The sequence below is a fragment of the Ensifer sp. 22521 genome, assembly GCF_052044795.1.
In the GTDB taxonomy this organism is placed as follows: Bacteria; Pseudomonadota; Alphaproteobacteria; order Rhizobiales; family Rhizobiaceae; genus Ensifer.
In genome coordinates this window covers 369624-393832 of record NZ_JBQENM010000001.1, presented here as the reverse complement: position 1 = coordinate 393832, position 24209 = coordinate 369624, and the positions used below count along the sequence as shown (strand labels likewise).

The 24209-nt window shown below is 63.0% G+C and carries 28 protein-coding genes; 19 read left to right on the top strand and 9 right to left on the bottom strand.

Going from position 1 to position 24209, the window contains the following annotated elements:
• The first annotated feature begins 398 nt into the window (after positions 1-398).
• From ACTJKE_RS01870 to ACTJKE_RS01855, 4 genes are all read left to right on the top strand, one after another.
• Entirely contained in the window at positions 399-2732 is a 2334-nt protein-coding gene (locus ACTJKE_RS01870; RefSeq protein ID WP_440691085.1) for a glucose/quinate/shikimate family membrane-bound PQQ-dependent dehydrogenase, read from the top strand.
• A 206-nt stretch (positions 2733-2938) separates the two neighbouring features.
• Positions 2939-3406 carry a hypothetical protein gene (locus ACTJKE_RS01865; protein ID WP_058325553.1) on the top strand — a complete coding sequence of 156 codons (468 nt, stop codon included), beginning with the start codon at positions 2939-2941 and terminating at the stop codon, positions 3404-3406.
• Between the two features lie 224 nt (positions 3407-3630).
• Positions 3631-4245 carry a hypothetical protein gene (locus tag ACTJKE_RS01860; RefSeq protein ID WP_440691083.1) on the top strand — a complete coding sequence of 205 codons (615 nt, stop codon included), beginning with the start codon at positions 3631-3633 and terminating at the stop codon, positions 4243-4245.
• A gap of 135 nt (positions 4246-4380) precedes the next feature.
• Complete coding sequence (locus ACTJKE_RS01855) at positions 4381-4794, top strand: MerR family transcriptional regulator (RefSeq protein WP_113132809.1); 414 nt, start codon at positions 4381-4383, stop codon at positions 4792-4794.
• Positions 4795-4872: 78 nt separating this feature from the next.
• Here ACTJKE_RS01855 and ACTJKE_RS01850 read toward each other — a convergent pair whose 3' ends face one another.
• Complete coding sequence (locus tag ACTJKE_RS01850) at positions 4873-5013, bottom strand: hypothetical protein (RefSeq protein ID WP_156432985.1); 141 nt, start codon at positions 5011-5013, stop codon at positions 4873-4875.
• Here ACTJKE_RS01850 and ACTJKE_RS01845 point away from each other — a divergent pair.
• Both ACTJKE_RS01845 and ACTJKE_RS01840 read left to right on the top strand, forming a co-directional pair.
• Positions 5012-5515 carry a GNAT family N-acetyltransferase gene (locus ACTJKE_RS01845; protein WP_113132810.1) on the top strand — a complete coding sequence of 168 codons (504 nt, stop codon included), beginning with the start codon at positions 5012-5014 and terminating at the stop codon, positions 5513-5515. The genes ACTJKE_RS01850 and ACTJKE_RS01845 overlap by 2 nt on opposite strands.
• Positions 5516-5525: 10 nt before the next feature.
• Positions 5526-6113, top strand: coding sequence for a DJ-1/PfpI family protein (locus ACTJKE_RS01840; protein WP_440635511.1), 588 nt, complete (start codon positions 5526-5528; stop codon positions 6111-6113).
• Between the two features lie 110 nt (positions 6114-6223).
• On the opposite strand, the gene ACTJKE_RS01835 is transcribed toward ACTJKE_RS01840, so the two are convergent.
• The 4 genes from ACTJKE_RS01835 to ACTJKE_RS01820 all read right to left on the bottom strand — a co-directional run bounded on the left by ACTJKE_RS01835 (position 6224) and on the right by ACTJKE_RS01820 (position 9396).
• Complete coding sequence (locus ACTJKE_RS01835) at positions 6224-6898, bottom strand: nitroreductase family protein (RefSeq protein WP_440635512.1); 675 nt, start codon at positions 6896-6898, stop codon at positions 6224-6226.
• Between the two features lie 158 nt (positions 6899-7056).
• Entirely contained in the window at positions 7057-7971 is a 915-nt protein-coding gene (locus ACTJKE_RS01830; protein ID WP_440691081.1) for a c-type cytochrome, read from the bottom strand.
• Positions 7972-8080: 109 nt separating this feature from the next.
• Entirely contained in the window at positions 8081-8527 is a 447-nt protein-coding gene (locus ACTJKE_RS01825) for a c-type cytochrome (protein ID WP_057250485.1), read from the bottom strand.
• Between the two features lie 236 nt (positions 8528-8763).
• Positions 8764-9396: a LysE family translocator gene (locus ACTJKE_RS01820; protein WP_057250487.1), complete on the bottom strand. Its 633-nt coding sequence runs from the start codon at positions 9394-9396 to the stop codon at positions 8764-8766.
• 131 nt (positions 9397-9527) lie between these two features.
• Between ACTJKE_RS01820 and ACTJKE_RS01815 the strand changes: the two genes are divergently transcribed.
• Complete coding sequence (locus tag ACTJKE_RS01815; protein WP_058325546.1) at positions 9528-10223, top strand: helix-turn-helix transcriptional regulator; 696 nt, start codon at positions 9528-9530, stop codon at positions 10221-10223.
• A gap of 84 nt (positions 10224-10307) precedes the next feature.
• Here the strand turns inward: ACTJKE_RS01815 and ACTJKE_RS01810 are convergent, their stop codons facing one another.
• On the bottom strand, positions 10308-10910 hold the full coding sequence (locus ACTJKE_RS01810; RefSeq protein WP_057250491.1) for a superoxide dismutase: 603 nt from the start codon (positions 10908-10910) through the stop codon (positions 10308-10310).
• Between the two features lie 219 nt (positions 10911-11129).
• On the opposite strand from ACTJKE_RS01810, the gene ACTJKE_RS01805 reads away from it, so the two are divergent.
• The 3 genes from ACTJKE_RS01805 (at position 11130) to ACTJKE_RS01795 (ending at position 12885) form a co-directional block, all read left to right on the top strand.
• The gene (locus tag ACTJKE_RS01805; RefSeq protein WP_058325545.1) at positions 11130-11468 is read left to right on the top strand and encodes a hypothetical protein; all 339 of its coding nucleotides are present in this window, start codon (positions 11130-11132) and stop codon (positions 11466-11468) included.
• A 125-nt stretch (positions 11469-11593) separates the two neighbouring features.
• On the top strand, positions 11594-12181 hold the full coding sequence (locus ACTJKE_RS01800; protein ID WP_057250495.1) for a TetR/AcrR family transcriptional regulator: 588 nt from the start codon (positions 11594-11596) through the stop codon (positions 12179-12181).
• Between the two features lie 188 nt (positions 12182-12369).
• A complete protein-coding gene (locus ACTJKE_RS01795) occupies positions 12370-12885 on the top strand; it encodes a hypothetical protein (RefSeq protein ID WP_112995373.1) in 516 nt (171 codons plus the stop codon).
• A gap of 64 nt (positions 12886-12949) precedes the next feature.
• Here the strand turns inward: ACTJKE_RS01795 and ACTJKE_RS01790 are convergent, their stop codons facing one another.
• On the bottom strand, positions 12950-13831 hold the full coding sequence (locus ACTJKE_RS01790; protein WP_058325542.1) for a branched-chain amino acid aminotransferase: 882 nt from the start codon (positions 13829-13831) through the stop codon (positions 12950-12952).
• A 153-nt stretch (positions 13832-13984) separates the two neighbouring features.
• Between ACTJKE_RS01790 and ACTJKE_RS01785 the strand changes: the two genes are divergently transcribed.
• From ACTJKE_RS01785 to tam, 6 genes are all read left to right on the top strand, one after another.
• Positions 13985-14512, top strand: a complete 528-nt coding sequence (locus ACTJKE_RS01785; RefSeq protein ID WP_058325541.1) for a GNAT family N-acetyltransferase — start codon at positions 13985-13987, stop codon at positions 14510-14512.
• Complete coding sequence (locus ACTJKE_RS01780) at positions 14509-15549, top strand: zinc-dependent alcohol dehydrogenase family protein (RefSeq protein WP_112995372.1); 1041 nt, start codon at positions 14509-14511, stop codon at positions 15547-15549. Before ACTJKE_RS01785 ends, ACTJKE_RS01780 begins: the two co-directional genes overlap by 4 nt.
• Positions 15550-15660: 111 nt before the next feature.
• A complete protein-coding gene (locus tag ACTJKE_RS01775) occupies positions 15661-16344 on the top strand; it encodes a YoaK family protein (RefSeq protein ID WP_112995371.1) in 684 nt (227 codons plus the stop codon).
• Positions 16345-16451: 107 nt separating this feature from the next.
• Complete coding sequence (locus ACTJKE_RS01770) at positions 16452-17012, top strand: phosphatase (protein WP_112995370.1); 561 nt, start codon at positions 16452-16454, stop codon at positions 17010-17012.
• A 293-nt stretch (positions 17013-17305) separates the two neighbouring features.
• Positions 17306-17968, top strand: a complete 663-nt coding sequence (locus ACTJKE_RS01765; RefSeq protein WP_057250509.1) for a haloacid dehalogenase type II — start codon at positions 17306-17308, stop codon at positions 17966-17968.
• Positions 17969-17979: 11 nt separating this feature from the next.
• Positions 17980-18750 carry a trans-aconitate 2-methyltransferase gene (gene tam / locus ACTJKE_RS01760; RefSeq protein WP_112995369.1) on the top strand — a complete coding sequence of 257 codons (771 nt, stop codon included), beginning with the start codon at positions 17980-17982 and terminating at the stop codon, positions 18748-18750.
• Between the two features lie 12 nt (positions 18751-18762).
• Here the strand turns inward: tam and ACTJKE_RS01755 are convergent, their stop codons facing one another.
• The gene (locus ACTJKE_RS01755; RefSeq protein WP_112995368.1) at positions 18763-19656 is read right to left on the bottom strand and encodes a LysR family transcriptional regulator; all 894 of its coding nucleotides are present in this window, start codon (positions 19654-19656) and stop codon (positions 18763-18765) included.
• Between the two features lie 140 nt (positions 19657-19796).
• Between ACTJKE_RS01755 and ACTJKE_RS01750 the strand changes: the two genes are divergently transcribed.
• From ACTJKE_RS01750 to ACTJKE_RS01740, 3 genes are all read left to right on the top strand, one after another.
• Positions 19797-20978, top strand: a complete 1182-nt coding sequence (locus ACTJKE_RS01750) for an MFS transporter (protein ID WP_058325535.1) — start codon at positions 19797-19799, stop codon at positions 20976-20978.
• Between the two features lie 103 nt (positions 20979-21081).
• Positions 21082-21918 (top strand): aldo/keto reductase, encoded by an 837-nt coding sequence (locus ACTJKE_RS01745; protein ID WP_058320335.1) that lies wholly within the window; start codon positions 21082-21084, stop codon positions 21916-21918.
• 150 nt (positions 21919-22068) lie between these two features.
• Entirely contained in the window at positions 22069-23229 is a 1161-nt protein-coding gene (locus ACTJKE_RS01740) for an MFS transporter (RefSeq protein ID WP_112995367.1), read from the top strand.
• Here the strand turns inward: ACTJKE_RS01740 and ACTJKE_RS01735 are convergent.
• Positions 23226-24137 carry a LysR family transcriptional regulator gene (locus ACTJKE_RS01735; protein ID WP_112995470.1) on the bottom strand — a complete coding sequence of 304 codons (912 nt, stop codon included), beginning with the start codon at positions 24135-24137 and terminating at the stop codon, positions 23226-23228. The genes ACTJKE_RS01740 and ACTJKE_RS01735 overlap by 4 nt on opposite strands.
• Positions 24138-24209: the final 72 nt, after the last annotated feature.

Below are 24209 nucleotides of genomic sequence, written 5' to 3'. Positions count from 1 at the left end.
CCGCCTGAAGCGAGCCGCATAGTTCCTCCGGTCTTGATTCACCGAAATACTCTATCTTCTTGTTTTTGCGCGCTGCGAAGGCCGTGCCGCTTCTCTGGCAGCGGGTTGAGCCGAAGCGCATGTCAGCCTTGCCTTCAGCTACCTCGGCGCCTTGAGCACAACCCCATCGCATACCTCTAAATTTCCGCGCTGCGAAATTGTGGCTATTGAAAGGCAGGTGCGGCGCGTTAGGTGCTACCGGTAAGGGTGCCAAACGCGCCATTCCACGCCAGGCTGCCGCGACGTTGCTTGCGACCGCCAACTCCGAAACCGACCTGTCTCACGCGGCCCCGAACGGGGACCGGCGTTATGGAAAAAACCGTGCCGCGGCACCGTTCTTCAATGCGGGAGTTTCCATCATGCTCATCCTGACGGCCATCGTCTTCGCTCTCATCGGCCTCGTGCTCGGTGGCGGCGGGGCCAAGCTGCTGATACTCGGCGGCAGCCCCTACTACCTCGTCGTCGGTATCGGCTTCCTGCTGACGGCCGTGCTCCTGTTCATGCGGAAATCGGCGGCGATCTGGCTCTATGCGTTCATTATCGTCGGCTCGCTCGGCTGGGCGATCTCGGAAGTCGGCTTCGACTGGTGGCAGCTTGGCCCGCGCGGCGGCGTCATCGTGCTTCTGGGGCTCTGGCTGCTGCTGCCGGCCGTCCGTCAGCCACTCGGCTTCCAGAGCCCTACGGGCGAGCGCTATGCGGTGAGCGCCTGGCCGCTGGCGATCGCCGTACTCATCTCGATCGGCGTGGCGGGCTATGCCCTGATGCTGGATCCGCACGATATCCGAGGCGATCTGCCAAGCGATATCGTTGCCGCCAACCCGCCGCTGGGAGGCTCGGTGCCTCCGGGCGAATGGCATCAATACGGGCGCACGCCGTTCGGTCAAAGGTATTCGCCCCTCCACCAGATCACGCCGGACAATGTCGGCAATCTGAGGGTTGCCTGGCAGTACCAGACAGGCGACGTCAAACGGCCCGACGACGTTGGGGAGACGACCTATCAGGTCACGCCGCTCAAGATCAAAGACACGCTCTATGCCTGCACGCCGCACAATTGGGCGATCGCGCTCGATGCCGCAACCGGTGAGGAAAAATGGAAGTATGATTCCAACTCGGGCATGAACCCCGACCGCCAGCATCAGACCTGCCGCGGCGTCACCTATTGGGCCGACCCGGTTGCCGCGCCGGGCAGCCCCTGCGCCGAGCGGGTCTACCTGCCGACCTCCGATGCGCGCCTGATCGCGCTCGACGCCGCGACCGGCTCCGTCTGCACCAGCTTTGCCGATAACGGCGTGCTGCATCTCGAAACGGGCATGAAGTACAATCCGGCCGGCTACTATTATTCGACGTCACCGCCAGTGGCCGTTGCCGGCAAGCTCATCATCGGCGGCGCCGTCAACGACAACTACTCGACCCAGGAACAATCCGGCGTCATCCGCGCCTTCGATACCAACACCGGCGCACTGATCTGGAACTGGGATAGCGGCAATCCGGATGTGACGACGCCCCTTCCCGAGGGCCAAACCTACACGACCAACTCGCCAAACAGCTGGTCGGTGTTCAGCTATGACGAGGGCCTCGGCCTCGTCTACATCCCCATGGGCAACCAGGTGCCGGACCAACTGGGCATGGGCCGCAGCGAGCACGTCGAGAAATACTCGTCCTCGATCGTTGCACTCGACATCAACTCCGGCGCCGTGCGCTGGGTGCGCCAGACCGTGCATCACGACCTCTGGGACATGGACGTGCCGGCGCAGCCGGCCCTGCTCGACATCACCAAGGAAGACGGCACCGTGGTGCCGGCGCTGGTCGGGCCGACGAAACAGGGCGATATCTACGTGCTCGACCGCAGGAGCGGCGAGCCGATCATCCCGGTTGAGGAGGTTCAGGCGCCGGGCGGAGCGATCGCTGAGGATTTCACCGCGCCGACGCAGCCGGTCTCCGGCCTCACCTTCATGCCTGCGCCGTTGCAGGAGAAGGACATGTGGGGCGTCACGCTCTTCGACCAGCTTGCCTGCCGCATCGAGTTCCGGTCGCTGAAATACGAGGGGCGCTACACGCCGCCGTCAATCGAAGGGACGCTCGTCTATCCCGGCAACTTCGGCACCTTCAATTGGGGCTCCGTCGCCATCGATCCGGAACGGCAGGTGATGTTCGGCATGCCGACCTACCTTGCCTTCACCTCGCGTTTGGTGCCCCGCGCCCAGGTTCCGCCCAAGGGGCAGGACGAGAAGGGGTCGGAACAGGGCCTCAACCGCAACGACGGCGCGCCCTATGGTGTCTTCATGGGCCCCTTCCTCGGGCCGCTTGGCATTCCCTGCCAGGCGCCGCCATGGGGTTATGTCGCCGGCGCGGATCTTCGAACCGGCAAGATCGCCTACAAGCACAAGAATGGCACCGTCGAGGACATGACGCCGCTGCCATTGCCGTTCAAGGTGGGTGTGCCGGGTATCGGCGGACCAATGATCACCAAGGGCGGCCTCGCCTTCCTCGGCGCCGCGGTCGACGACTATCTGCGCGCCTATGACCTGACGACCGGCCGTCAGCTCTGGGAAGCACGCCTGCCCGCCGGCGGCCAGTCGACACCGATGAGCTATGCGGTCGGCGACAAGCAATATGTGCTGATCGTCGCCGGGGGCCACGGCTCGGTCGGCACCAGGCCCGGCGATTACATCATCGCCTACACCCTGCCCTGAAAGGCGAGAAGGCATCGACTGCATGTTTCCTTTGGCCGTAGCCGATTAAAGGACAAAAACATGCAGCAATTCAAAGTGCTACGGCGACCTTTGCGCGTCCTACAGTACGCGCGGCGCTGTCGCTCTCGCCAGAAGGTTGCAGCGGCAAGCTCCGCGCAAGCCGACAATAGCAGCTTCCCCCGGACGACAGATTCCGGGGGATTCCCATGAAGATCGACAACAGCATCTCGAACTACTATTTCTCCCAGCGCCGCCAGCAGATGGGTACGGTTTCGCCGATCGAAGAGACCGGCACCGACGCGCGCCCGCGCCAAGCCCCGACGATCGCGCCGCCGTCGACGTCGAACGCGCTCTCCAACGCCTTGTGGGCAACCGCAACCCGCGACGAAGCCGGCACGGCCTCAATCACGGACAAGGAAGGGGCGGCTCCATCAGGCAACTCGGTCAGCGACGATTTCCTGAAGCGCGCGAAGATGAGCCTGGCGGAACAGATCCGTGCGCAGATCCTGGAATCGCTTGGTCTTGGCGAAGAAGACCTCAAGGCGATGGATCCCGAGCAGCGGAAGGCTGTCGAGGACGAAGTCCGCCAGGCGATCGAACGGGCGATGGGTGTCGAAAAGCAACGTGATGACGCCGTTACGGGCATCGCGAATGCCGGCGACGACATCCTCTGAGCAATCGGCGCGAAGAGTGGCATCAGCCGGAATTCGACGCCGCCACGCCGCTTTGGCTGGACGTCACCGTCTACAACGCGGTTTTCGATCACCTCTGGCGTGAGGTTCTTGGCGACGGGTTGAACACACTGGCGGCCACTGTACTGCCCACCGGTCGTTTGTGCTCCCCTAGCGTTGAAGAACACTCCCCGAGCTTGTAGCCTCAAGCTTCAGAGGAACCGTGCATGAAGGCGACCGTACTCATTCAATCGATTTACTTGCTCGGGCTGAACAATCATCCGGAGGCAGCGAAGAAATGGGTCAGCGTAATGCACAGCTTGGGAGCAATGACCGGCGTCGCGCATAGCCTTTCCATCTCTACGGCTAGCAAGCTGGATTTGATTTTGCGTCAACTTGAGAGCGAGCACGGGGACGATATCAACACATCTCAGGGCGATCGACTGAGCTTCGCTACCGACCTGATCAGCGCCTTGTCAGACAGTTGGATCCTTGCGAGCTATGAGCCGATACGCGCGGCCTGCGAGCAACTTCGCGATCGAGACGAGCAAAACAGCAAACTCTCTGATCTTCACTATCGCCTTGCTCTCGTGCGGATGCCCATAGCCAAAGCGGAGATCAAAGACGCCAAGAGACAGAAACCGGAAATGCTGCTGCATCCGGTTGGAGAAGGTGATCCCAGTCCGAAGAGTTATGCGGCTGACGGTTCCTACATTGTCCCCAAGGCGGTATGCGGTGCGACCGGGGCAACCGTTTGGTATCCCATCGACTTGAAGGTGCGCCAGACGGTAGCCATTTGCAGGCGCGACCTTTCTGACGAGTTTCTGGCGCTGTTCGAGTAGGTCAGGCCAGGATTTGCCGGCGCCACAGTCTCTACATTCGGGAAGGGCCCAGCCGGCCCCTTCCCTCCCACTGCCATTGACACAAGGCAGCGTGTCATTATCTATCGCTCCAGAAGCTATAGGTTTGAGGCGAGCATGTATTCCATCGGCGATCTCTCACGGCGCACCGGCGTCAAAATTCCTACGATCCGCTATTACGAGCAGATGGGGCTGATCGCGGCACCCGAACGGTCCGAAGGCAACCAGCGGCGCTATGTGAAAAGCGAGCTCGAGCGGCTGGCCTTCATCCGCCATGCGCGCGACCTCGGCCTGTCGATCGATTCCATCCGCGACTTGCTCGCCCTCAGCCAACACCCGGAGCGCCCGTGCGGCGAGGCCGACCGGATCGCCAGCGAGCATCTGGCGACCGTTCGCGAGAAGATCGCCCGGCTGAAGAAGCTGGAGCAGGAACTGGAACGCATCGTCGCCTGCGACGGCAACCACACGGTGGGTGACTGCTATGTGATCCGGGCCCTGGCCGACCACTCGATGTGCGAGAACGAGCACTGAGACTGCCGCGCCACGGTCGCTCGCGCGAAAAAATTCCCGTTGACAAAATCGCGAAAACGAACAATCTAGCGCCCATGATCAAGAACGCACCCATTTGCCGCGTGTATTTTTGGCTGTTCCGATAGGAGCGGCCTGCTGATCATATTCAACAAGGCCGCCATCAGGCGGCTTTTGTTTTTCCGGCTCCTGATGGCGAGAAAACCCGAGGAGCCAAGACATGCTACAGACCGCCATCCCTACCCTACATTCGACACCGGCAACGCGACCGCCGATGATCACCATCCGCTGCGCCAAGCAGCGCGACCTGCCGGAACTGCGCGACATGATCGCGGAACTTTCCGCCCATCACGGCGACGCGGCGCCGATCACGCCCGAACAGCTTGAACGCGATCTCTTCGGCCGCACGCCCTGGATCACGGCACTCGTCGCCGAGGCCGGCAACCGCCTGATCGGTTACGCGATCCTTGTGCCGATCTACCGGGCTGCCGAAGGCGCACGCGGCATGGAACTGCATCACCTTTTCGTTCGCCCTGAAAGCCGCGGCACCGGCATCGGCCGTCACCTCGTTGCCAAGGCGCGCGAGCAGGCGAAGATGGCCGGCTGCGACTTCCTTTCGGTCAGCGCCGCCACGGGCAATTTCCAGGCGCATCATTTCTACGAATCCGAACGCTTCGTGCCTCGTCCGGTGACCGGCATGCGCTATATGCAAAAGCTTGGATGAGGACGGACCGATGCGTCTTGCAATCGTGCTCTGTGAAGGCTTCGCCGATTGGGAATGTGCGCTGTTGATGGCGGCGGCGCGCACCCATCTCGGTATCGATGTCGAGGTCGCCACCGCCGACGGCGCACGCGTGACGTCGATGGGCGGGCTCGACGTCTCGGCGCATCTGTCGATCGACGCGCTCGATCCTGCGGGCTTCGATGGCTTGGTGATCTGCGGCGGATCGATCTGGGACACGAATGAGGCTCCTGATCTCTCAGCAACGATCCGCGCTTTCGATCGCGACAGGCGCGTGGTCGCGGCCATTTGCGGTGGTGTCAATGCGCTCGCCACAAGCGGTCTTCTCAACGGCATCGACCACACCGGCAATAGCGCCGAAAGCCTTGCAGCGCTGCCCGGCTATCGCGGTGGGCCGCACTATCGCGATCAGTCGCAGGCACTGTGCAGCGGCCACGTCGTCACTGCCGCCGGAACCGCGCCGATCAGTTTTGCCGGCGAGATCCTGCACGGACTTGGCCTTGGCTCGACGGAACTCGACGGCTTTCTCGCGCTCTACGGACACGAGCATCGGACGAATGAAAGCGGCAGCGTCGGCTGAGACTTGCGCTAGAGCGCCGTGCGTTCTTATGAACGCACAAAGGTCGCTCTAGCATTTTGATTCTAGAGCATCTTTCTGCCCACAGCGATTCCACTTGAGGGCAGGATGCTCTAGAGCCAGTTCGAGATCTGATTGAGCGGTTTCTTCACCTTGCCGGCGACCGGAACGGTCGCATCCGGGGCGGGATAACCGACAACCAGGATCAGGAACGGCTTTTCACTTTCCGGTCGGCCGCAGATCTCATTGAGGAAATTCATTGGCGCCGGTGTATGGGTGAGTGTCGCGAGCCCGGCATGATGCAGCGCCGTGATCAGGATACCCGTGGCGATGCCGACACTTTCGTTGATGTAGTAGTTCTTCTTCAGGTCGCCCGGATTGGGGCCGCCGCGCTTCTGCGAGAATATGACGATCAGGTAGGGAGCGGTCTCAAGGAAAGGTTTGTCCTCGTCCGTGCCCAGTGGCGCCAATGCGTCGAGCCATTCCTGCGGTGCCTTATCCCGATAAAAGATGCGCTCTTCCTCTTCCGCCGCGCGGCGCACCTCGGCCTTGATCGCGGCGCTCTCGATGACCGTGAAATGCCAGGGCTGATGATTGGCACCACTCGGCGCCGTGCCGGCCGCCTTCAGACAGGTTTCGATCACCTCCCGCGGCACGGCGCGATCGCTGAAATAGCGTGTGGTGCGCCGACGGTTGATCTCGTCGTAGAAGTCAGCGGCACGCGTCGCCATCTCCTCGGGGCTGCGCTCGATCCACTGGTCATAGGGCACGGTTTCGTGTGGGCGCATTCAGTCTCCTCCTCGTTGTCCTGCAGCAACGCGCGCGCCTCTCGACGCACAACGGTCGCTGCAGCACTTTGAATGCCTGCATGTTTTCCCCTCAACCGGTGACGATCGGGGAAAGCATGCAGAAGGAATTGAGCGCGCCTCTACGCGAAGATCAAGGGTCAGAGCGCCGGGACCGCCTTGAGATAGGCGGCAATCGCCTCCCGGTCGGCCGGCGTCAGTTTCGCCATGTTCTTCTGCACCTCGACCATCGAGCCGCCGACGGAATCGAATTCCGGCGTGAAGCCGGTTTCCAGATAGGAGGCGATATCCGATGCACTCCAGCCGCCGATGCTCTTGGAACCGGGCGTGATGTCGGGGATGCGGCCCTGGCCCTCCGGATTCGGCGCGCCGGCCAGCCACTGATTGGGCTCGAAACCGCCAATCGCATTACGGGGCGTATGGCACTCGCCGCAATGGCCCGGCCCCTCGACGAGATACTGGCCGCGGGCAAGCTTTGGATCGTTGGCGTCCACCGCGACACGTGGCTTGTCTGTCAGGAACAGCAGCTTCCAGCCGCCCAATGCCACCCGCATGTTGTAGGGGAACGGCAGTTCGTGCGGCGGCGCCACGTCCGCGCTCTTCGGCAGGGTCTTCATGAAACCCCAGAGATCGTTGACGTCCTTGGTCGTCATGCGCGTATAGGAGCCATAGGGGAAGGACGGATAGAGATGCTCGCCGTTGCGTCCCACGCCGCGGGTCATCGCATTGCCGAAGTCCGCAAGCGTCCACCCGCCGATGCCGGCGGTCTCGTCAGGCGAGATGTTCGGCGCATGGAAGGTTCCGAACGGGCTCTTCAACGGGGCGCCGCCGGAAAGAACGAGACGAGCGTCACCTTTGGCGCCCCGCTTGGCGTGACAGCTCACGCAGCCGCCGGCCCAGAAAACCTGTTCGCCGTTGGCAAGATCCGGTTCCCCGAGCCCCTCCCAATGAGACGCACTCCACGGCGCCGGCTTCGTCAGCCACCAGAAGGCTGCTCCACCCACGACGCCCAGCACCACAAGACCCGAAATCAGCTTTCTCGTGCGACGCCCCATTGTCACCCCTCATGCCTAGCCGCAGGCGGGCCGGCTCTAAATGCAGATAGAGGCACGCGGCTCGAAGTCGCGTGCCTCCCTAGTCAACATGATGCGACGTCGCCGCCCCTTAATCCTTCTTCAGGCGATAGCTCTCATGACAGCTGCCGCAGTCCTTGCCGATGCCGCCAAGGGCCGCGCCGACTCCGGCCTGGTCAGCCGGGAGCTGTGCCAGAACCGTCGCGGTATCCGTGCCGAGCTTGGCGGCCTTGGCCTTGAAGTCATCCATGTTTACCCAGATCTTCGGGCTCGCCTCGGTCTCATGCCCCGTCTCCGAACCGGCCGGGAAATGGTCAGGGAAGGTCTTTATCGTTTCGCTGATCGTCGTCAGCGACGCTTTGACGACCTCGGCGTCATAGGGTTTCTCACCTTTGGCGATGCCGGCAAGCGCGCCGGTCGCCGCACCCACCTTTTTCATCAGCTGCTGACGAACCACCTGCGGCTCGTCGGCTGCCGTGACGGCAGTAACCCCCAGGCCCGCAAGAGCGGCAGCCAACATCAGTGCGCGTATTTTCATCAGGTTCTCCCGGTCAATCAAATCTGTTTGGCGAATCTGCCTGGCAAGCCTTCATGTCCAATGCGCCGGCATGATGTCATCTTGATTATTCTGCGGAAGTAACATTTTTTTGATGTGCTTGTTACGACAGCAGAATTTCCAATGATCGCCTCGTATTTCCGGGATTTCGACCGGTCAGAAGTATAAATATGACATTTATAATCATGTTTATACTTCACTCGCGGCCACGATGGACATCAGTTCGCCCAGCCCTGCCAGATGGTGAACGCCGCGACCAGAATGAGCACCACGCCGGCGGCGCGGCCGATCCACATCGTTGCGCCGGGGCTGCCAACCAGGAAATCACGACCGCGGCCGGCGGCAAGCGCCAGGCCGCCATAGATCGCGAGCTGCGTTGTCGCGATCATTGCGGCCATGACCAGAGCCTGCGACCAGATCGGCCCAAACTGGGGTTTGAGGAACTGCGGATAGACCGCCAGCATGAAGAGATAGGCCTTGGGGTTCATCAGGCTCGTCAGCGCACCCTGCCGGAAACTCGCCCAGCGCGAGAGCTTCCCCGAGCCTTCGATGCCGCCGATGGTGATCGAACTCCTGACGAGCGAAAAGCCGATCCAGGCGATATAGGCAGCACCGGCGACGAGCAGCACGTTGAAGAGACCAGGCACCAGATGCAGGATGACGCTGACCCCGAGCGCCGCATAGAGCGTGTGCAGCACGCCGCCCGCCATGATGCCGGCCGTCGCCGACAGGCCGGAGGCCCGGCCGCCGGTCAGCGAGTTCGCCAGAACGAAGACCATGTCCATGCCCGGCACGATGATGATGCCGAACAGCAAGGTGAAGAAGAGCCAGAGATTTTCCGTGTAGGTCATGTCAGTTGTCCGTCGCCTGATTTTTCATTTCTCTATACGAATTGCTGTTTTTTCAATTCGTTGGCTGATGGTATAAATCCGGGCAACTGACAAGGTATTGTCAGGAGCGTTGACGACGGGAGCGGTTTTCGATGCGCAAGGCGGCACGGCTTTTCGAGATCATCCAGATCCTCAGGCTTGCGCGAAAGCCCGTGACCGGCGCGGCGATGGCCGAGACGCTGGAGGTGACGGTGCGCTCGATCTACCGCGATATCGCAGCACTTCAGGCGATGCGGGTGCCGATCGAGGGCGGCCGCGGCATCGGCTATATCCTCAGGCCCGGTTTCGACCTGCCGCCGCTGATGTTCTCGATCGAAGAAACGGAAGCGATCGCCGTGGCGCTGGCGCTGCTGTCGCGGACCGGCGACGAAGAACTGAAGGCGGCAGCCGGCCGCGTCAACAAGAAGATCACAGCCGCGGTGCCCGAGCCGCTCCGGCTCGCCTTCCGTTCCCAGGCGCTGCATGCCTGGGGAACGATCGCCCCTTCGCCCGCCGGCATCGATCTCGCTTTGGTGCGCCGGGCGATCCGCGACGAGCAGAAGCTCGAACTCAACTATCGCGACGAACTCGGCCGCGCGACGGAGCGGATGATCCGGCCGGTGGCGCTGATCTACTATTCCGAAACTGCCAACATCGTTGCCTGGTGCGAATTGCGGCAGGCTATCCGCAATTTCCGCGCCGACCGCGTCGAACATTGCGAGGCGGCGGGCGCATATTTTCCGGGCGAAGGCAACCGCCTGAGGGAACTCTGGGTCAGCGGCTGGAAAACGCCACCGACCGCGGCCTGACGCATCTATTGCCGGAGCGCAGCCCAAATGAAAAGACCCGGCGCAAGCGCCGGGTCCAAACGTCATGCACGGAAAACGAGCGACTTACTTGGCCGCGGCTTCGTACATTTCGAGCACGTAGTCCCAATTGATCAGGCTGTCGACGAAGGCTTCGAGATACTTCGGACGGGCGTTGCGGTAGTCGATATAATAGGAGTGTTCCCAGACATCGACGCCGAGGATCGGCGAAGCACCGTGAACGAGCGGGTTTTCGCCGTTCGGGGTCTTGGAGATCTCAAGCTTGCCGTTCTTGACCGAGAGCCAGGCCCAGCCCGAACCGAACTGGCCGGTGCCGGCAGCGATGAAGTCGGCGCGGAACTTGTCGTAGCCGCCGAGATCGGACTTGATGGCCGCGTCGAGCTTGGCCGGCAGGCTGGTGCCGCCGCCGCCCTTCTTCATCCACTTCCAGAAGTGGATGTGGTTGTAGTGCTGGCCGGCATTGTTGAACAGCGGCTGGTTGGTGCCATAGGACTTCTTGACGACTTCCTCGAGCGACAGGTCGGCAAGGCCGGCTTCTTCAGCAAGCTTGTTGCCGTTGGTCACGTAAGCGAGGTGATGCTTGTCGTGGTGGTATTCGAGCGTCTCGCGCGACATGTAGGGCGCCAGCGCATCGTAATCGTAGGGAAGGTTCGGCAGTTCGAAAGCCATGTGGGCATCTCCTCTTGGCATGGGATTTCGTCAGGTAAATCTGTGAGCGGGAACATAGGCACCGGCCCCCATGGAGGCAACCGATGCAATGCCAATTTTTCCTCAACCCACGGAATATACTTTCAACATCATTTTGAAAGCATGACACTTTCGAGCACATTGACGCCACGGTTTGCCTGCAGCCTCGCCACTCTTGCAATCATGCACTAAGGATCACCCATGCCACAGCGCTTGCTCCCCGCTCTCGTTCTCTCCACTGCTGCGGCCTTCACCGCATCCGGTGCCGCGGCCTCTTCCGGCGATGCGTGGGAGACGTTCCGGGCAGAGGTTTCGAAGAAGTGCCTGGCGGCCGCCACCTCCCTGCAAAAGGCCAGCGCCGTCGTCGATCCCTTCGGCTCCGAGAGCTTCGGTCTGGCGCTGGTGATCGGTACGCCAAAGGGCTCCAAGGCCGCGGTCACGCAGATCTGCGTCTTCGACAAGAAAAAGAAGACGGTCGAACTCGGCGGCGAGCTTACGCCCGACGCGGTGAAGGTGGGCGTGCCGACAAAGAAGAAATAGCCGCGAGCCGACCTGGACCACGAACTGCCTGCCGTTTGCAGCCAGCTGCCGCCCGCCACAATGAGCTGCGAATCGACGGCCGCTCGTCGCTTGAGCTTCAACCGACCCGTTGATAAGTCTTGGTCATGGTGAGCGATACCTATGAGAGGATCCTGGACTCAGCCGAACACCTCATGGTGTCGCGGGGCTACAATGCGTTCAGCTATGCCGACATCTCGGGCGAACTGGGCGTCGGCAAGGCGACCATCCACCATCACTTCCCGACCAAGGCTGACCTTGCAGCTATGGTGCTTGCTCGCTACCGCAAGAGCAATCGGCGCCACGTCGAGGGATTGTTTGCCGCCGTCAGCGATCCGGTCGCGCGGCTTGAAGCCTATGTCGGCTACTGGGAAGACTGTATCGCCAGGCAGGATTTGCCCTTCTGCATAGGCGCCCTGCTCGCCTCGGAGTTACCCTCGCTGCCGGACGCTGTCGTTCAGCAGGTACGCGGTCATTTTGCCGACCTTTCAGGCTGGCTCGGCGCAGTGATCGAGGACGGCGTGGTCAGCGGCCATCTGAAGGCGGTGCGAGGGCCGAAGGCAGAGGCCGAGACCCTGATGGCCACGGTCCATGGTGCGATGCTTGCCGCGCGCGTCGCCGGTTCCGATCCGGCCGTTTTCTCCGCGATCGCCCGGCCCGCATTGGACCGGCTCAAGCCGACAGTCGAAGCTTGATCGCCGACCCGAAAGCGCCGGCGATGGAACGAGCATGTGCAGGGCGCTGTTCCCGCGGGAACGGTGGACTGTGCAGACCCGGGCTAAAGATCAAAACCAACGGACGCGATGGGCAGCTAAATCCATCGCGTCTCCTTTTCGCCAAGTTGCCGACCAACTAGTCGGTCGAAATCCGAAGGAGCAAGCTCATGGCAAATCCGCTTTCCACGCTCGGCATCATTCATACCGCAATCAGTCTCGCGCCCGTCGTTGCCGGCCTCTACGGCTTTGCCCGTTACGGCGCGATCGTGCCCGCCACCCGATCCGGCAAGATCTACCTCGCCACACTCGTCCTGGCGGTCCTGACCGCTGCCGGGCTTTCAAGCACCGGCGGCTTCAACGAGGGTCATGCGCTTGGCATCGTGACGCTGGCGGTCATCGCCGGCAGCTTGGCGATCGAACGGTTGGCCTTCGTTGGCCACCTGAAACCCTACCTGACGACGTTAGGCTTCTCCTTCAGCTATTTCCTGCTGATCGTGCCGGCAATCGCCGAGACTCTGAAGCGCCTGCCCGCCTCGCAACCGCTTGCCAGCGGGCCGGAATCGCCGATCGTGCAGACCACGCTGCTCGCCTGGCTGGTCATCTTCCTGGCAGGCCTGTCAGTCCAGGCCTACCTGATCCACAAGCGCGCCTTGGTCAGGGCGCGCGCTCCCCGCTCGTACTGAGTGCCCGAACCGACAGCCATTTTGCCCCAGCGCCGAGCGCCGGGGCATTGCATGTGAGCGTGCGTCAGACGTCGCGTGCTGCGTGCGCCCAATCCATGTAGAGATCGCGCGCCTTGGCGGCGACCGGGCCGGCCTGCAGGTCTCGGCTTTCGAGGCGCGTGACCGGCAGCACCTTGGAATAGTTGCCTGTGGTGAAGATCTCGTCGGCCGTTTCGAAGTCGGCCATGGTCAGTGTCGCCTCGACCACTTCGAAACCGGCTTCACGCAGCAGCGTCATCACGCGGAAGCGGGTGATGCCGGCGAGGAAGGTGCGGTTGGCGGCCGGCGTATAGACGACGCCGTCCTTGACCAGGAAGACGTTGGAAGAGCCGGTCTCGGCGATGTTGCCGAGCATGTCGCGCACCAGCGCATTGTCGAAGCCCCGCGAGCGGGCTTCGGTCAGGACGCGCGCATTGTTTGGATAGAGGCAGCCGGCCTTGGCATCGGTCGGCATCGATTCCAGCGTCGGTCGGCGGAAGGGCGAGAGCGTCAGCGACGAGCCGCCATGGCCGTTGCCCATCGGCGCCTCGAACAGGCAGAGCGCGAAACGGGTCGATTCCGGGTCGATGGCGACGACCCCGGCAGCGCCGTGCTCGGCCCAATACATCGGCTTCACATAGAGCGCTGTCTTGCCGTCGAACTTCTTGGCACCCTCCCAGGTCAGCGCTTCGATCTCTTCCGCTGCCATCGTCGGCTTCAGACCAAGCGCCGTCGCCGAGCGGTTGACGCGCTGGCAATGCAGATCAAGGTCGGGCGCAACGCCGTCGAAGACGCGGGCGCCGTCAAACACCGTCGAACCCAGCCACATCGCGTGCGAGGTCGGGCCGATCAGCGGCGGGTTGCCCGAGAGCCATTCGCCATCGACATAGGTCCAGGTCACTGAGCGGGGGGATGTATCGACGGCCATCGGCGTCTCCTTCAGGTTTTTTGTTCTGCTTGTTCGGCATAACCCGAAAAAACAGCATCGTGGTGAATGGGTATATCAAAAAATGTCATGGCGGCCATTCTGGTACCCGGACGGCCTCTCGCTTAGTCTCATGCGCAAAGGAAAGGGAAAGCCGTGCGCATCAAGCATCTGGACGAGGACGACGTGGATATCTTCCGCCGCATACGGCTGGAAGCGCTCAACCGCGAGCCACAAGCATTCGCCTCGACTACGGCAGACTGGGAGCGCCTTTCGACGGAGGAATGGCGGGCGCGGCTGACGACCAACGCCGTCTTTGCCGCTCTCGACGGGGACCAGCCTGTCGGCATCATGGGGCTGATGCGCGAACGCGCGAGCCGGCTGGCGCACCGCGCCACGATCATCATGGTTTATGTGCGCGACGAAGCCCGCGGATCCGGCGTGGCGCGGCACCTTCTCACCCATCTGACCGACCATGCCCGCGCGTCCGGCATCCGCCTGCTGGAACTGGTCGTACGCGCCGACAACCCGACGGCCATCCGCTTCTACGCGCGCGAGGGTTTTCACGAAATCGGCCGTGTCCCCGGCGGCATGCTCGACGGAGACGTAGAGGTCGACGAAATTCTGATGGCGCGACACATCGACGGCCGCGCCGCACCCGCGTTGCAAGGAGCGCCCCGATGAAAGCCATGTATTACGACGCGTTCGAGAAGACGCCCGAAATCCGGACCCTTCCCGATCCGACCCCGACCGAAAACGGCGTCGTCATCAAGGTCGAGGCCACGGGACTTTGCCGGTCCGACTGGCACGGTTGGATGGGCCATGACGCCGATATCCGGTTGCCCCACGTACCGGGCCACGAGCTGGCGGGGGTTGTCACCGCCGCCGGCCGCGGCGTGATGCGATACAAGGTCGGCGACCGGGTCACCGTGCCCTTCGTTTCCGGCTGCGGCCGCTGCGGCGAATGCCGCTCCGGCAACCAGCAGGTCTGTGAGGCACAGTTCCAGCCGGGCTTTACCCATTGGGGTTCTTTTGCCGAATATGTCGCGCTCGACTTTGCCGACCAGAACCTCGTGCATCTGCCCGAAAGCATGGACTTCACCACGGCCGCGAGCCTCGGTTGCCGCTTTGCCACCTCGTTTCGCGCCATCGCCGACCAGGCGAAGGTGAAGGGCGGCGAATGGGTCGCTGTACACGGCTGTGGCGGTGTGGGCCTGTCGGCGATCATGATCGCAGCCGCGCTCGGCGCCCAGCCGATCGCGATCGACATTGCCGAGGACAAGCTCGCCTTCGCGAAGACGCTCGGCGCGGTCGCGACGATCAACGGCCGAGAAGTGCAGGATGTGGCTGCGGCGGTGAAAGACATCACCGGCGGCGGCGCGCACGTCTCGATCGACGCGCTCGGCAACCCGGTCACCTGCTTCAACTCGATCAAGAACCTGCGCCGGCGTGGCCGCCACGTGCAGGTCGGGTTGATGCTCGGCGACCAGGCGACGCCGCAGATCCCGATGGCGCAGGTGATCGGCCATGAGCTCGAGATCTACGGCAGCCACGGCATGCAGGCCTGGCGCTACGACGCCATGCTGACGATGATCGCCGACGGCAAGCTGAGGCCGCAACAATTGATCGGCCGGGAGATCTCGCTTTCAGAGGCGATCCCTGCGCTGACCGCCATGGACCGCGCAACCGACCTCGGCATCAGCGTCATCACGCGGTTCTGATAGCGCCATGGGCGGCCGGAAAAGCGCCGTCTACGAGAGGGTGCCGGCAATGCCCATTCCGACTCACGGCCTCAATGCGCTAAACCTTGTTCCGGATCGGGGGCAAGGCAGATGACCATTGGGAGACGGCGAAGGTTGATCAAACGTCAGCGCACCGGCACGGCGCTTGCCATTGCCGCGACGATCTCTTTCCTCGCCGGCATGACCGACGCGATCGGGCTCTTGAGCATTGGCGACTTCGTCTCCTTCATGAGCGGCAACACGACCCGGGCAGCGATCGCCCTCGGCGATGGCGATTTTATCGGCGCCTTGCTGCTCGTCGGCGCGCTCGGGGCGTTCATCATCGGCAACGCACTTGGCGTGATCGTAGCCGCGCGCCTCGGCGTCGTCGGCGTGCTCTCGACGGTCAGCCTCGTGCTGATGCTCTGCGCCGGTTTCGGGGCCTTTATGCCGCGGCCCTGCTATTTCTACGGCGTCGTGCTCGCCATGGGCCTGGTCAATGCGGCGGTCGAACATATCGAGGGGTTGCCGATCGGGCTTACGTACGTGACGGGGGCACTTTCCCGTTTTGGGCGCGGTCTCGGCCGCTGGCTGCTCGGCAACAAGAACCGTCAGTGGGTGGTGCAGATCGTGCCCTGGCTCGGCATGTTCTCCGGCGCGGTCGCCGGCGCTCTCTTGCAGCGCCACTTCGGCGCGGCCTCGCTCTGGGCGTCCTTTGCGCTCGCCGCTGGGCTTGCGCTTGCCACTGTTCTCGTGCCGTCTCGCTGGTCGCGGCGCTATATCCATTCGGGGTGAGCCTCAGCTCCAACGGCAGCTTTTCACCCCTCCCAAGATTTTGCCCTTAAGCCCGGCCGGGTTTCAGGGCAAAATCTGCAAAGAAGAATCACGAGCGAGGTCCTGCCATGGCGCTTGCGGCAGCCGTCACCACGGATGAACTCTATCATCCCATCCTCAAGACCAATCCGGCGCATCCGGCCGGATGGCCGATCCGGGCAATCGTCAGCTCACAGACCGAAGCGCGACACAATCGCGCGCTCTGGGCGCCAACGCACCTGATCTCGATCCGCGCTCCCGGCAGCCGACTGCTCTCGATGATCGAGCTGCCGCCGGAAAAGCATCTGGAACTCTTTTTCGGCGACACCACCGATCCGGACGAGCCGGATGCGGCGCGCCCGCAAGCCATCGAAGCCACCTTCGCCTTTGTCGACCACCTGCCCGAAGACGCCCATCTGCTCGTCCATTGCCTTCGGGGCATTGGGCGCGCGACCGCGCTCACCCTCGGCATTCTGGCGCGCTACATGCCACCGGAGGACGCCGCCGCCGCACTCCATGCGCTGCGCCCGGAGGCCAAGCCGAACAGGCATGTCGTCAACCTTTGCGACACGGCGCTCGGGCTCAAGGGCAAGCTCGCCAAGCAGGCACTGCGCTTCCCGGCGAAAGTCTGGAAACCAGCCAAAAGCTGAAGCTACTGCATGTCTCCTTAAATCGACTTCGATTAAGGACAAAGACATGCAGAAAATCAAAGTGCTACAGCGACCTTTGCGCGTCTGATAAGACGCGCGGCGCTGTAGAAATCTGCAGCTTTGCCGCCAGCCGTTGTGCATCGCACAAAGATTTGACATGATCCCACGAAAGAACAGTGACAGCTCGCTGCCTGATCAGGCATGATGCTGTAAGCCTTTGTTTTCGGACGGGCTTTGACGGGAAGATTCGACCTTGCCCCGCCAGCACCGAAGACAAAAGACGGGAGGAAAAGATGTCCCACGCGGCCTATGTGTTTGACGCCTACGGCACGCTCTTCGACGTGCATGCGGCTGTCAGGCGCCACGCGCAGGAGATCGGCCCGGATGGGCAGGCTTTTTCCGAACTCTGGCGGGCCAAGCAACTCGAATATTCCTGGGTGCGCTCGCTGATGGGCAGCTATCAGGATTTCTGGCAACTGACCGAACAGTCGCTCGACTACGCCTTCGCACGGTTTCCCTCCGCCGACCCGAAACTTCGCAAGCGATTGCTCGACGCCTATTGGACGCTCGACTGCTATCCGGAAGTGCCGGCGGTTCTGAAGGGGCTGAAGGAGCGCGGCGCCCGCATCGCAATCCTCTCCAACGGTTCACCGGCCATGCTCGCCTCTGCGGTCCGCAACGCCGCACTCGACATCGTCATCGACGACGTGTTTTCCGTCGACGCGGTGAAGGCCTTCAAGACCGCGCCTGCCGTCTACGACATCGTCACAACCGGCTACCGGCTTTACCCGCATGCCGTTTCCTTCCAGTCGTCGAACCGCTGGGATATCGCCGGGGCGACGAAATTCGGGTTCCGCACCGTATGGATCAACCGGGCGGACATGCCGGACGAATATCGTGATCACGGGCCGGCGCTGATCTTGCCCTCCCTCGAAAGTCTGCAATTCGGTATCTGAAGGATCTCCCCATGGTCTGGTCGCCTGCGCAGTATCTGAAGTTCGAAGACGAACGCACGCGCCCAGCCAGAGATCTCCTCGCCCAAGTGCCCGAGCTGCCCGAAGGCATCGCCTTCGACCTCGGTTGCGGCCCGGGCAACTCCACCGAGCTCATCCGCGACCGGTTTCCCGAGGCCACACTTTCAGGCCTCGACAGCGACGAGAACATGCTCGTTGCGGCGGCGAAGCGGCTGCCGGGCATCACCTTCGAAAAGGCGGATCTCGCAAACTGGGTCCCCCCTGCCGGCGCTTCGCTGTTTTACGGCAACGCTGTCTTTCAATGGCTGCCGAACCACCTCACGATCTTCGAAAGACTGATGGGAGCGCTCGCATCAGGCGGCACGCTTGCGGTCCAGATGCCGGACAATCTCGGGGAGCCGAGCCATTTGCTGATGGAGGAGACAACTCGCAGCCCGGCTTTCACTGACGCCTTTGCCGGCAAGACCGTCCGCCGCAATCCCATGCCGGGACCGGCAACCTATGTCGAATGCCTGGCGCCACAGGCCGCCAGCATCGAGGTCTGGCACACGATCTACTACCACCGGCTCGCCAATGCCGAAGCGATCGTCGAATGGGTGAAGGGGACCGGCCTCAGACCCTATCTTGATGCGTTGCCGGAAGATAAACGCGACGCCTTTGCTGCCGACTACACGGACCGGATCCGCGCTGCCTATCCGGCCATGAGCGACGGCAAGGTCCTTCTGCGCTTCCCGAGATTTTTCATCGTCGCGGTGAAGGCGTAGCGCCGGGCGACGCTACATGCGGTCGACCAGGAAATCGATGAAGGCACGGATACGGGCGGCGAGATGCTCGTGTCCGGCATAGACGGCGTAGACCGTCTCGATCTCGCCCGACTGATAATCTTCGAGCAGCGGCACGAGCGTTCCGGCTTCGAAGTCCGGCTCGACGTGGAAACGGCCGATGCGGCCAACGCCAATGCCGGCAAGGCAAAGCTGGCGGACGATCGAACCGCTCGAGACCTGCATGTTGCCGAAGACCGAGCGCAGTTCTGCAGCCGGCTGCCCCGGCATGCGGAACGCCCATTCGTCGACGCTGCGACGGAAATTGAAACGAATGCAATTGTGACCGTCGAGTTCATCGGGCGTATTCGGTGTCCCGTGCCTTTCCAGATAGGCGGGCGATGCGATTACGACCGGACGGCTTTCCATGAGCTTGCGTGCCTTTAGGGATGAATCGCGCAGCGGGCCGGTGCGGATTGCCACGTCGGCGCGCTCGCCGACGACGTCGATCATGCTGTCGGTCAGCGTCAGATCAAGCTGCACCTCCGGATAGCGGGCGAGGAACTCTGGCGCGAGCGGCATGATGTAGCGCTCGCCAAAGCCGACTGCGGCGTTCACCCGCAACAGCCCGCGCGGCGTCATGCGGCCGCCGGCAGCGACCAGTTGCTCGGTCTCGACGATTTCCGTGAGGATCCGCTGGGCGCGTTGCAGATAGACTTCCCCCTCCGGCGTCAGCTGCAGGGTCCTGGTCGAGCGCACGAGCAGGCGCGTGCCCAACCGGTCCTCGATACGGGTCACCAGTTTGCTGACGGCAGATGGTGACAGCTTCAGGCGCCGCGCAGCGGCCGAAAAGCTGCGGGTCTCCGAAACGGCAACGAAGACCTCCATTTCACCCGCCCGATTGTCCATGCATCACCTTTGAATCAAATTCACAGTCCTTTGTACCATTATGCTGATTATCATGATGAGTGCCAAGGCTCATATTCCGCCCGACTTCAACAACAACCAACGCGCCCGGTTCCTCCCAGCCGGGTGGGAAAGGTCTCGTCGTGCCTATTGCTATCCTTGCGCTGACGATCGCGGCCTATGCGATCGGAACAACGGAATTCGTGATCGTCGGTCTGCTGCCGACGGTCGCCACCGACCTCAATGTCACCCTGCCGCTCGCCGGCCTGATCGTCAGCGTCTATGCGCTCGGCGTCACCTTCGGCGCGCCGGTGCTGACGGCGCTCACCGGCCGGATCGAGCGCAAGCCGCTCCTGATCGGCCTGATGGCGCTGTTCATCGTCGGCAATGCTGCGGCCGCCCTGTCGCCGAGCTACGAACCGCTTCTCATTGCGCGGGTCATCTCCGCCTTTGCCCATGGCGTGTTCTTCTCGGTCGGCTCGACCATCGCTGCCGACCTCGTTCCGGAAGACCGGCGCGCATCGGCCATCGCCATGATGTTCATGGGCCTCACCGTCGCGATCGTCACCGGCGTGCCGCTCGGTACCTGGATCGGCCAGACCTTCGGCTGGCGCGCCACCTTCTGGGCCGTGACCGGTCTCGGCGTCATCGCGCTCACCGCGATCGTCGCCCTGCTGCCGAACACGCTCTCCAAGGCCCCGCCGGCCAAGCTTATCGACCAGGTGCGCGTGCTCGGGTCCGGCCGACTGCTGATCGTCTTTGCCATGACCGCGCTCGGCTACGGCGGCACCTTCGTCGCCTTCACCTTCCTCGCACCGATCCTGCAGGACATCACCGGTTTCTCGGAAGGCGCCGTCAGCCTGATCCTCGTGCTCTATGGCGTTGCGATCGCCATCGGCAACATTGCCGGCGGCAAGATCGCCAACCGCGATCCGGTCAAGGCGCTTATCGGCCTGTTTCTGGCCCAGGCGGCCGTGCTGGTGCTCTTCACCTTCACGGCCCCCTCGCCGGTCCTGACGCTGGTGACGCTCGCCGCGCTCGGCTTCCTGTCCTTCGCCAATGTTCCCGGCCTGCAGCTCTATGTCGTGCAGCTTGCCAAGCAGTACCGGCCGGGCGCCGTCGATGTCGCCTCGGCGCTGAATATCGCCGCCTTCAACCTCGGCATTGCCGTCGGTGCCTGGCTCGGTGGCTTGATCGTCGCCTCACCGCTCGGTCTCGGCATGACGCCCGTCATCGGCGCCCTGCTTGTCGCCGCCGCGCTGCTGCTCACGCTTTTGAGCGGCGTTCTTGATCGTCGGGCCGGCGCTGCCTACCAACCGGCTTGAACCGCCGCCCCTGAGGACCACCTATAGATCGTTCCTTTTTCGCCCGGCCATCCGGCCGGGCGCTCGCCAAGTACAGCAGGTCAAGTACAAGGAGTTACCCACCATGCATTCCGTCAATTCAAACGGTGCCAACATCCCGGCGCTCGGCTTCGGTACCTTCCGCATGCCCGGCGCCGACGTGCTGCGGGTGCTGCCGGAAGCGCTCAAGCTCGGCTTCCACCATGTCGACACGGCCCAGATCTACGGCAACGAGGCCGAGGTCGGCGAAGCCATCCACAATTCCGGCGTGTCGCGCGCCGACATCTTCCTCACCACCAAGGTCTGGGTCGACAAATATGCGCATCGCGACTTCCTCGCCTCGGTCGACGAGAGCCTGAAAAAGCTGAGGACCGACCATGTCGACCTGCTTCTCCTGCACTGGCCGGGCGGCAGTGACGTGCCGATGGCCGAGCGCATCGGCGCCCTCAACGAGGTACAGAAGGCCGGCAAGGTCCGTCATATCGGCGTCAGCAACTTCAACACGGCACAGATGGAAGAAGCGGTGAAGCTCAGCGACGCCCCGATCGCCACCAACCAGGTCGAATACCATCCCTATCTCGACCAGACCAAGGTGCTCGAGATCGCGCGCAAGCACGGCATGTCGATCACTGCCTACTACGCGATGGCGAACGGCAAGGTCCCGAACGATCCGCTGCTGAAGGAGATCGGCGCACGCCACGGCAAGACGGCCGCCCAGGTGGTGCTGCGCTGGCTGGTGCAGCAGAAGGACGTGATCACGCTTTCCAAGACCGCGACGATCGATCGGTTGAAGGAAAACTTCGCGATCTTCGACTTCGCGCTCGGCGACGGCGAGATGGCCGAGATCCACGCGCTTGCCCGCCCCGACGGTCGCATCGTCAATCCGGAGGGTCTGGCTCCGGTCTGGGACAAGGCCGCCTGATCTGCTCTCTTGTAGTGGAGCGGGATGCGGGCGGAAAACCGCTCACACTTTTCCTCATCCCGCTCCGCCATTTCGCCGCCGACCAATTCCCAGCCGGCGGCGGATACGATATGGACATGGCCCGCAGGCACCGATCAGAGGGAGGGGGCGATGTCTTTGCATGAGGCGCAGACGAGCGATTTCGCTCCCGACTGGCCGGCGATCATCGCCGTCGTCCTGGGGGTCACCGCCTTCTCGGTGGCACAGGGGCTCACCTATCCGCTAATCTCGCTTTCGCTTGAAAGCCGTGGCGTCACTGCCGGCATGATCGGCCTCAATGCCATGGGCTTTGCCGCCGGTCTCGGCGTGGCAACCCTGCTTCTCGGCCGGTTGACGCGGCTTGCCTCCGCCGACCGGCTGATCATCGCCAGCCTCTGCGGCTGTTCCATCTGTCTCGCGACGCTTGCCTCGACGTCAGAGCTTCCCATCTGGTTTATCGCCCGTTTCGCCCTCGGCTTCTTCGTCAGCATGGTGTTCATGCTCGGCGAAGCCTGGCTGAACACGGCCTGTCCCGACCGGCTGCGCGGTCGCGTTTCCGGCCTTTACGGCGCCGGCATGTGTGGCGGCTTTGCCGCCGGTCCGCTGGCGATCCCGTTGCTCGGCACCAGCGGCGGCCTCGGCTTTGCGCTGCTGGCGATCTATATCGCGCTCGTCGCCTTCCTCACCGGCCTCTTGACCATGGGCGCACGCACGCGCCCCGAACCTTCCTCGACACGCGACCTCTTCGCCTTCTTCAAGAAGGCACCGATGCTGATCCTCATGGTGCTGATGTTCGGCTTTGCCGATATCGCGGCGATCTCGGCCATGCCGGTCTACTTCGTCAAGACGGGCCACAGCCAGGCCTTTGCCGCGCTCAGCGTGACGGCGCTTGCGATCCCGACCGCGCTGGCGCAGCCCTTCATCGGCGTGCTTCTCGACCGGCTGCCGCGCCGCCGCGTGGCGATCTCAGCAGCCGCCGTCGCCGCCACCGGCTACCTTCTGGTGCCGTTCCTGTCTTCGAACGTGGCGTTGCTGCTGACATTCGCCTTCATCGGCGCTGCCAGCTTCGCGCTCTACACGGCCGCCCTGACGATGCTTGGCGAAGAATATCGCGGCAGCATGCTGGTGGCCGGCAGCGCCGCCTTTTCGCTCGCCTATGCCGCCGGCAGCGCTGCAGGGTCGGGCGCCACCGGCGCGCTGATGAACTTCATCGACCCTATCGCCGGCCCGCTCGGCGTGGGCGCCGTCCTCGTCATCTTCACGCTGATGTTTGCAGTGGCAAGGCGCCGTTAGGCCTCGGCGCAGCGCAAGGCAAGCGCCTCACCGAAAACACGGGCGGCCGGCCCGAGCGGCTCATCGATCCGATGCACCAAGTAGGCCTCGGCACCGACCTGACTGTTGCGGCCAAGGGCCGTCGTCGGCATGCGCACCAGCCGGCGCTCTTCGAGATCCCGCTCCACCTGCCAGAGCGGCAGCCGGCCCCAACCGAGACCGGTGCGGATCATCGCATGTTTCGTATCCTGGCTGCTGACGCGACAGGTCTGCGGCGAGAGCACGCCGAAATCCCGCCCCACTGTCCGCTGCGACGGATCGGACTGCACGATCTGAAGGTGGTCGGCAAGCGCGGCGTTTTCGAGTGCGCCATCGGCGGCACTCAGCCCCAAGGGATGATGCGCGGCAACGACTGCAACGATCTGAACCGTCGAAAGCGCCTGGCGGGCGATGGCCGGATCGCGGAAATCCTCTCCGACCATGATGCCGAGGGTGAAGCGGCGTTCGACGAGGCCATCCAGCGGTCCGCCCAGCGGTGAAACCGCAAGCCTGATCGAAACATTGGGGTAGATCGTCCGCATCTCGTTCAGGGCCAACCCGACCGTCTCGATCGGGAAGAGCGTGTCGACGATCACGGAAAGCTCCAACTCGATGCCCTCGCCAAGCCCGCGCGCGCGGGCCCGCATAGCGTCCACCCGCAGCAGGATATCGCGGGCATTGGCAAGCAGCGCCTGCCCTTCCTGTGTCAACACCGGTCTGTGTCCGGAACGGTCGAATAGGGCGACGCCAAGCTCCGCCTCGAGATTGGCGATGGCGTGGCTGACCGCAGACTGCACGCGTGAGAGTTTCGCGGCACCCGCACGGAAACTCCCGCTTTCGGCGACGGTCACGAAGGTCCGCATCTGATCGAGTGTCAGGGCATCCAGCATGATCGATTCCATAGATCAACTTGATGAAATTTATATCACTTCAACAGATCATGGAAAGCATCCATCTTCTTT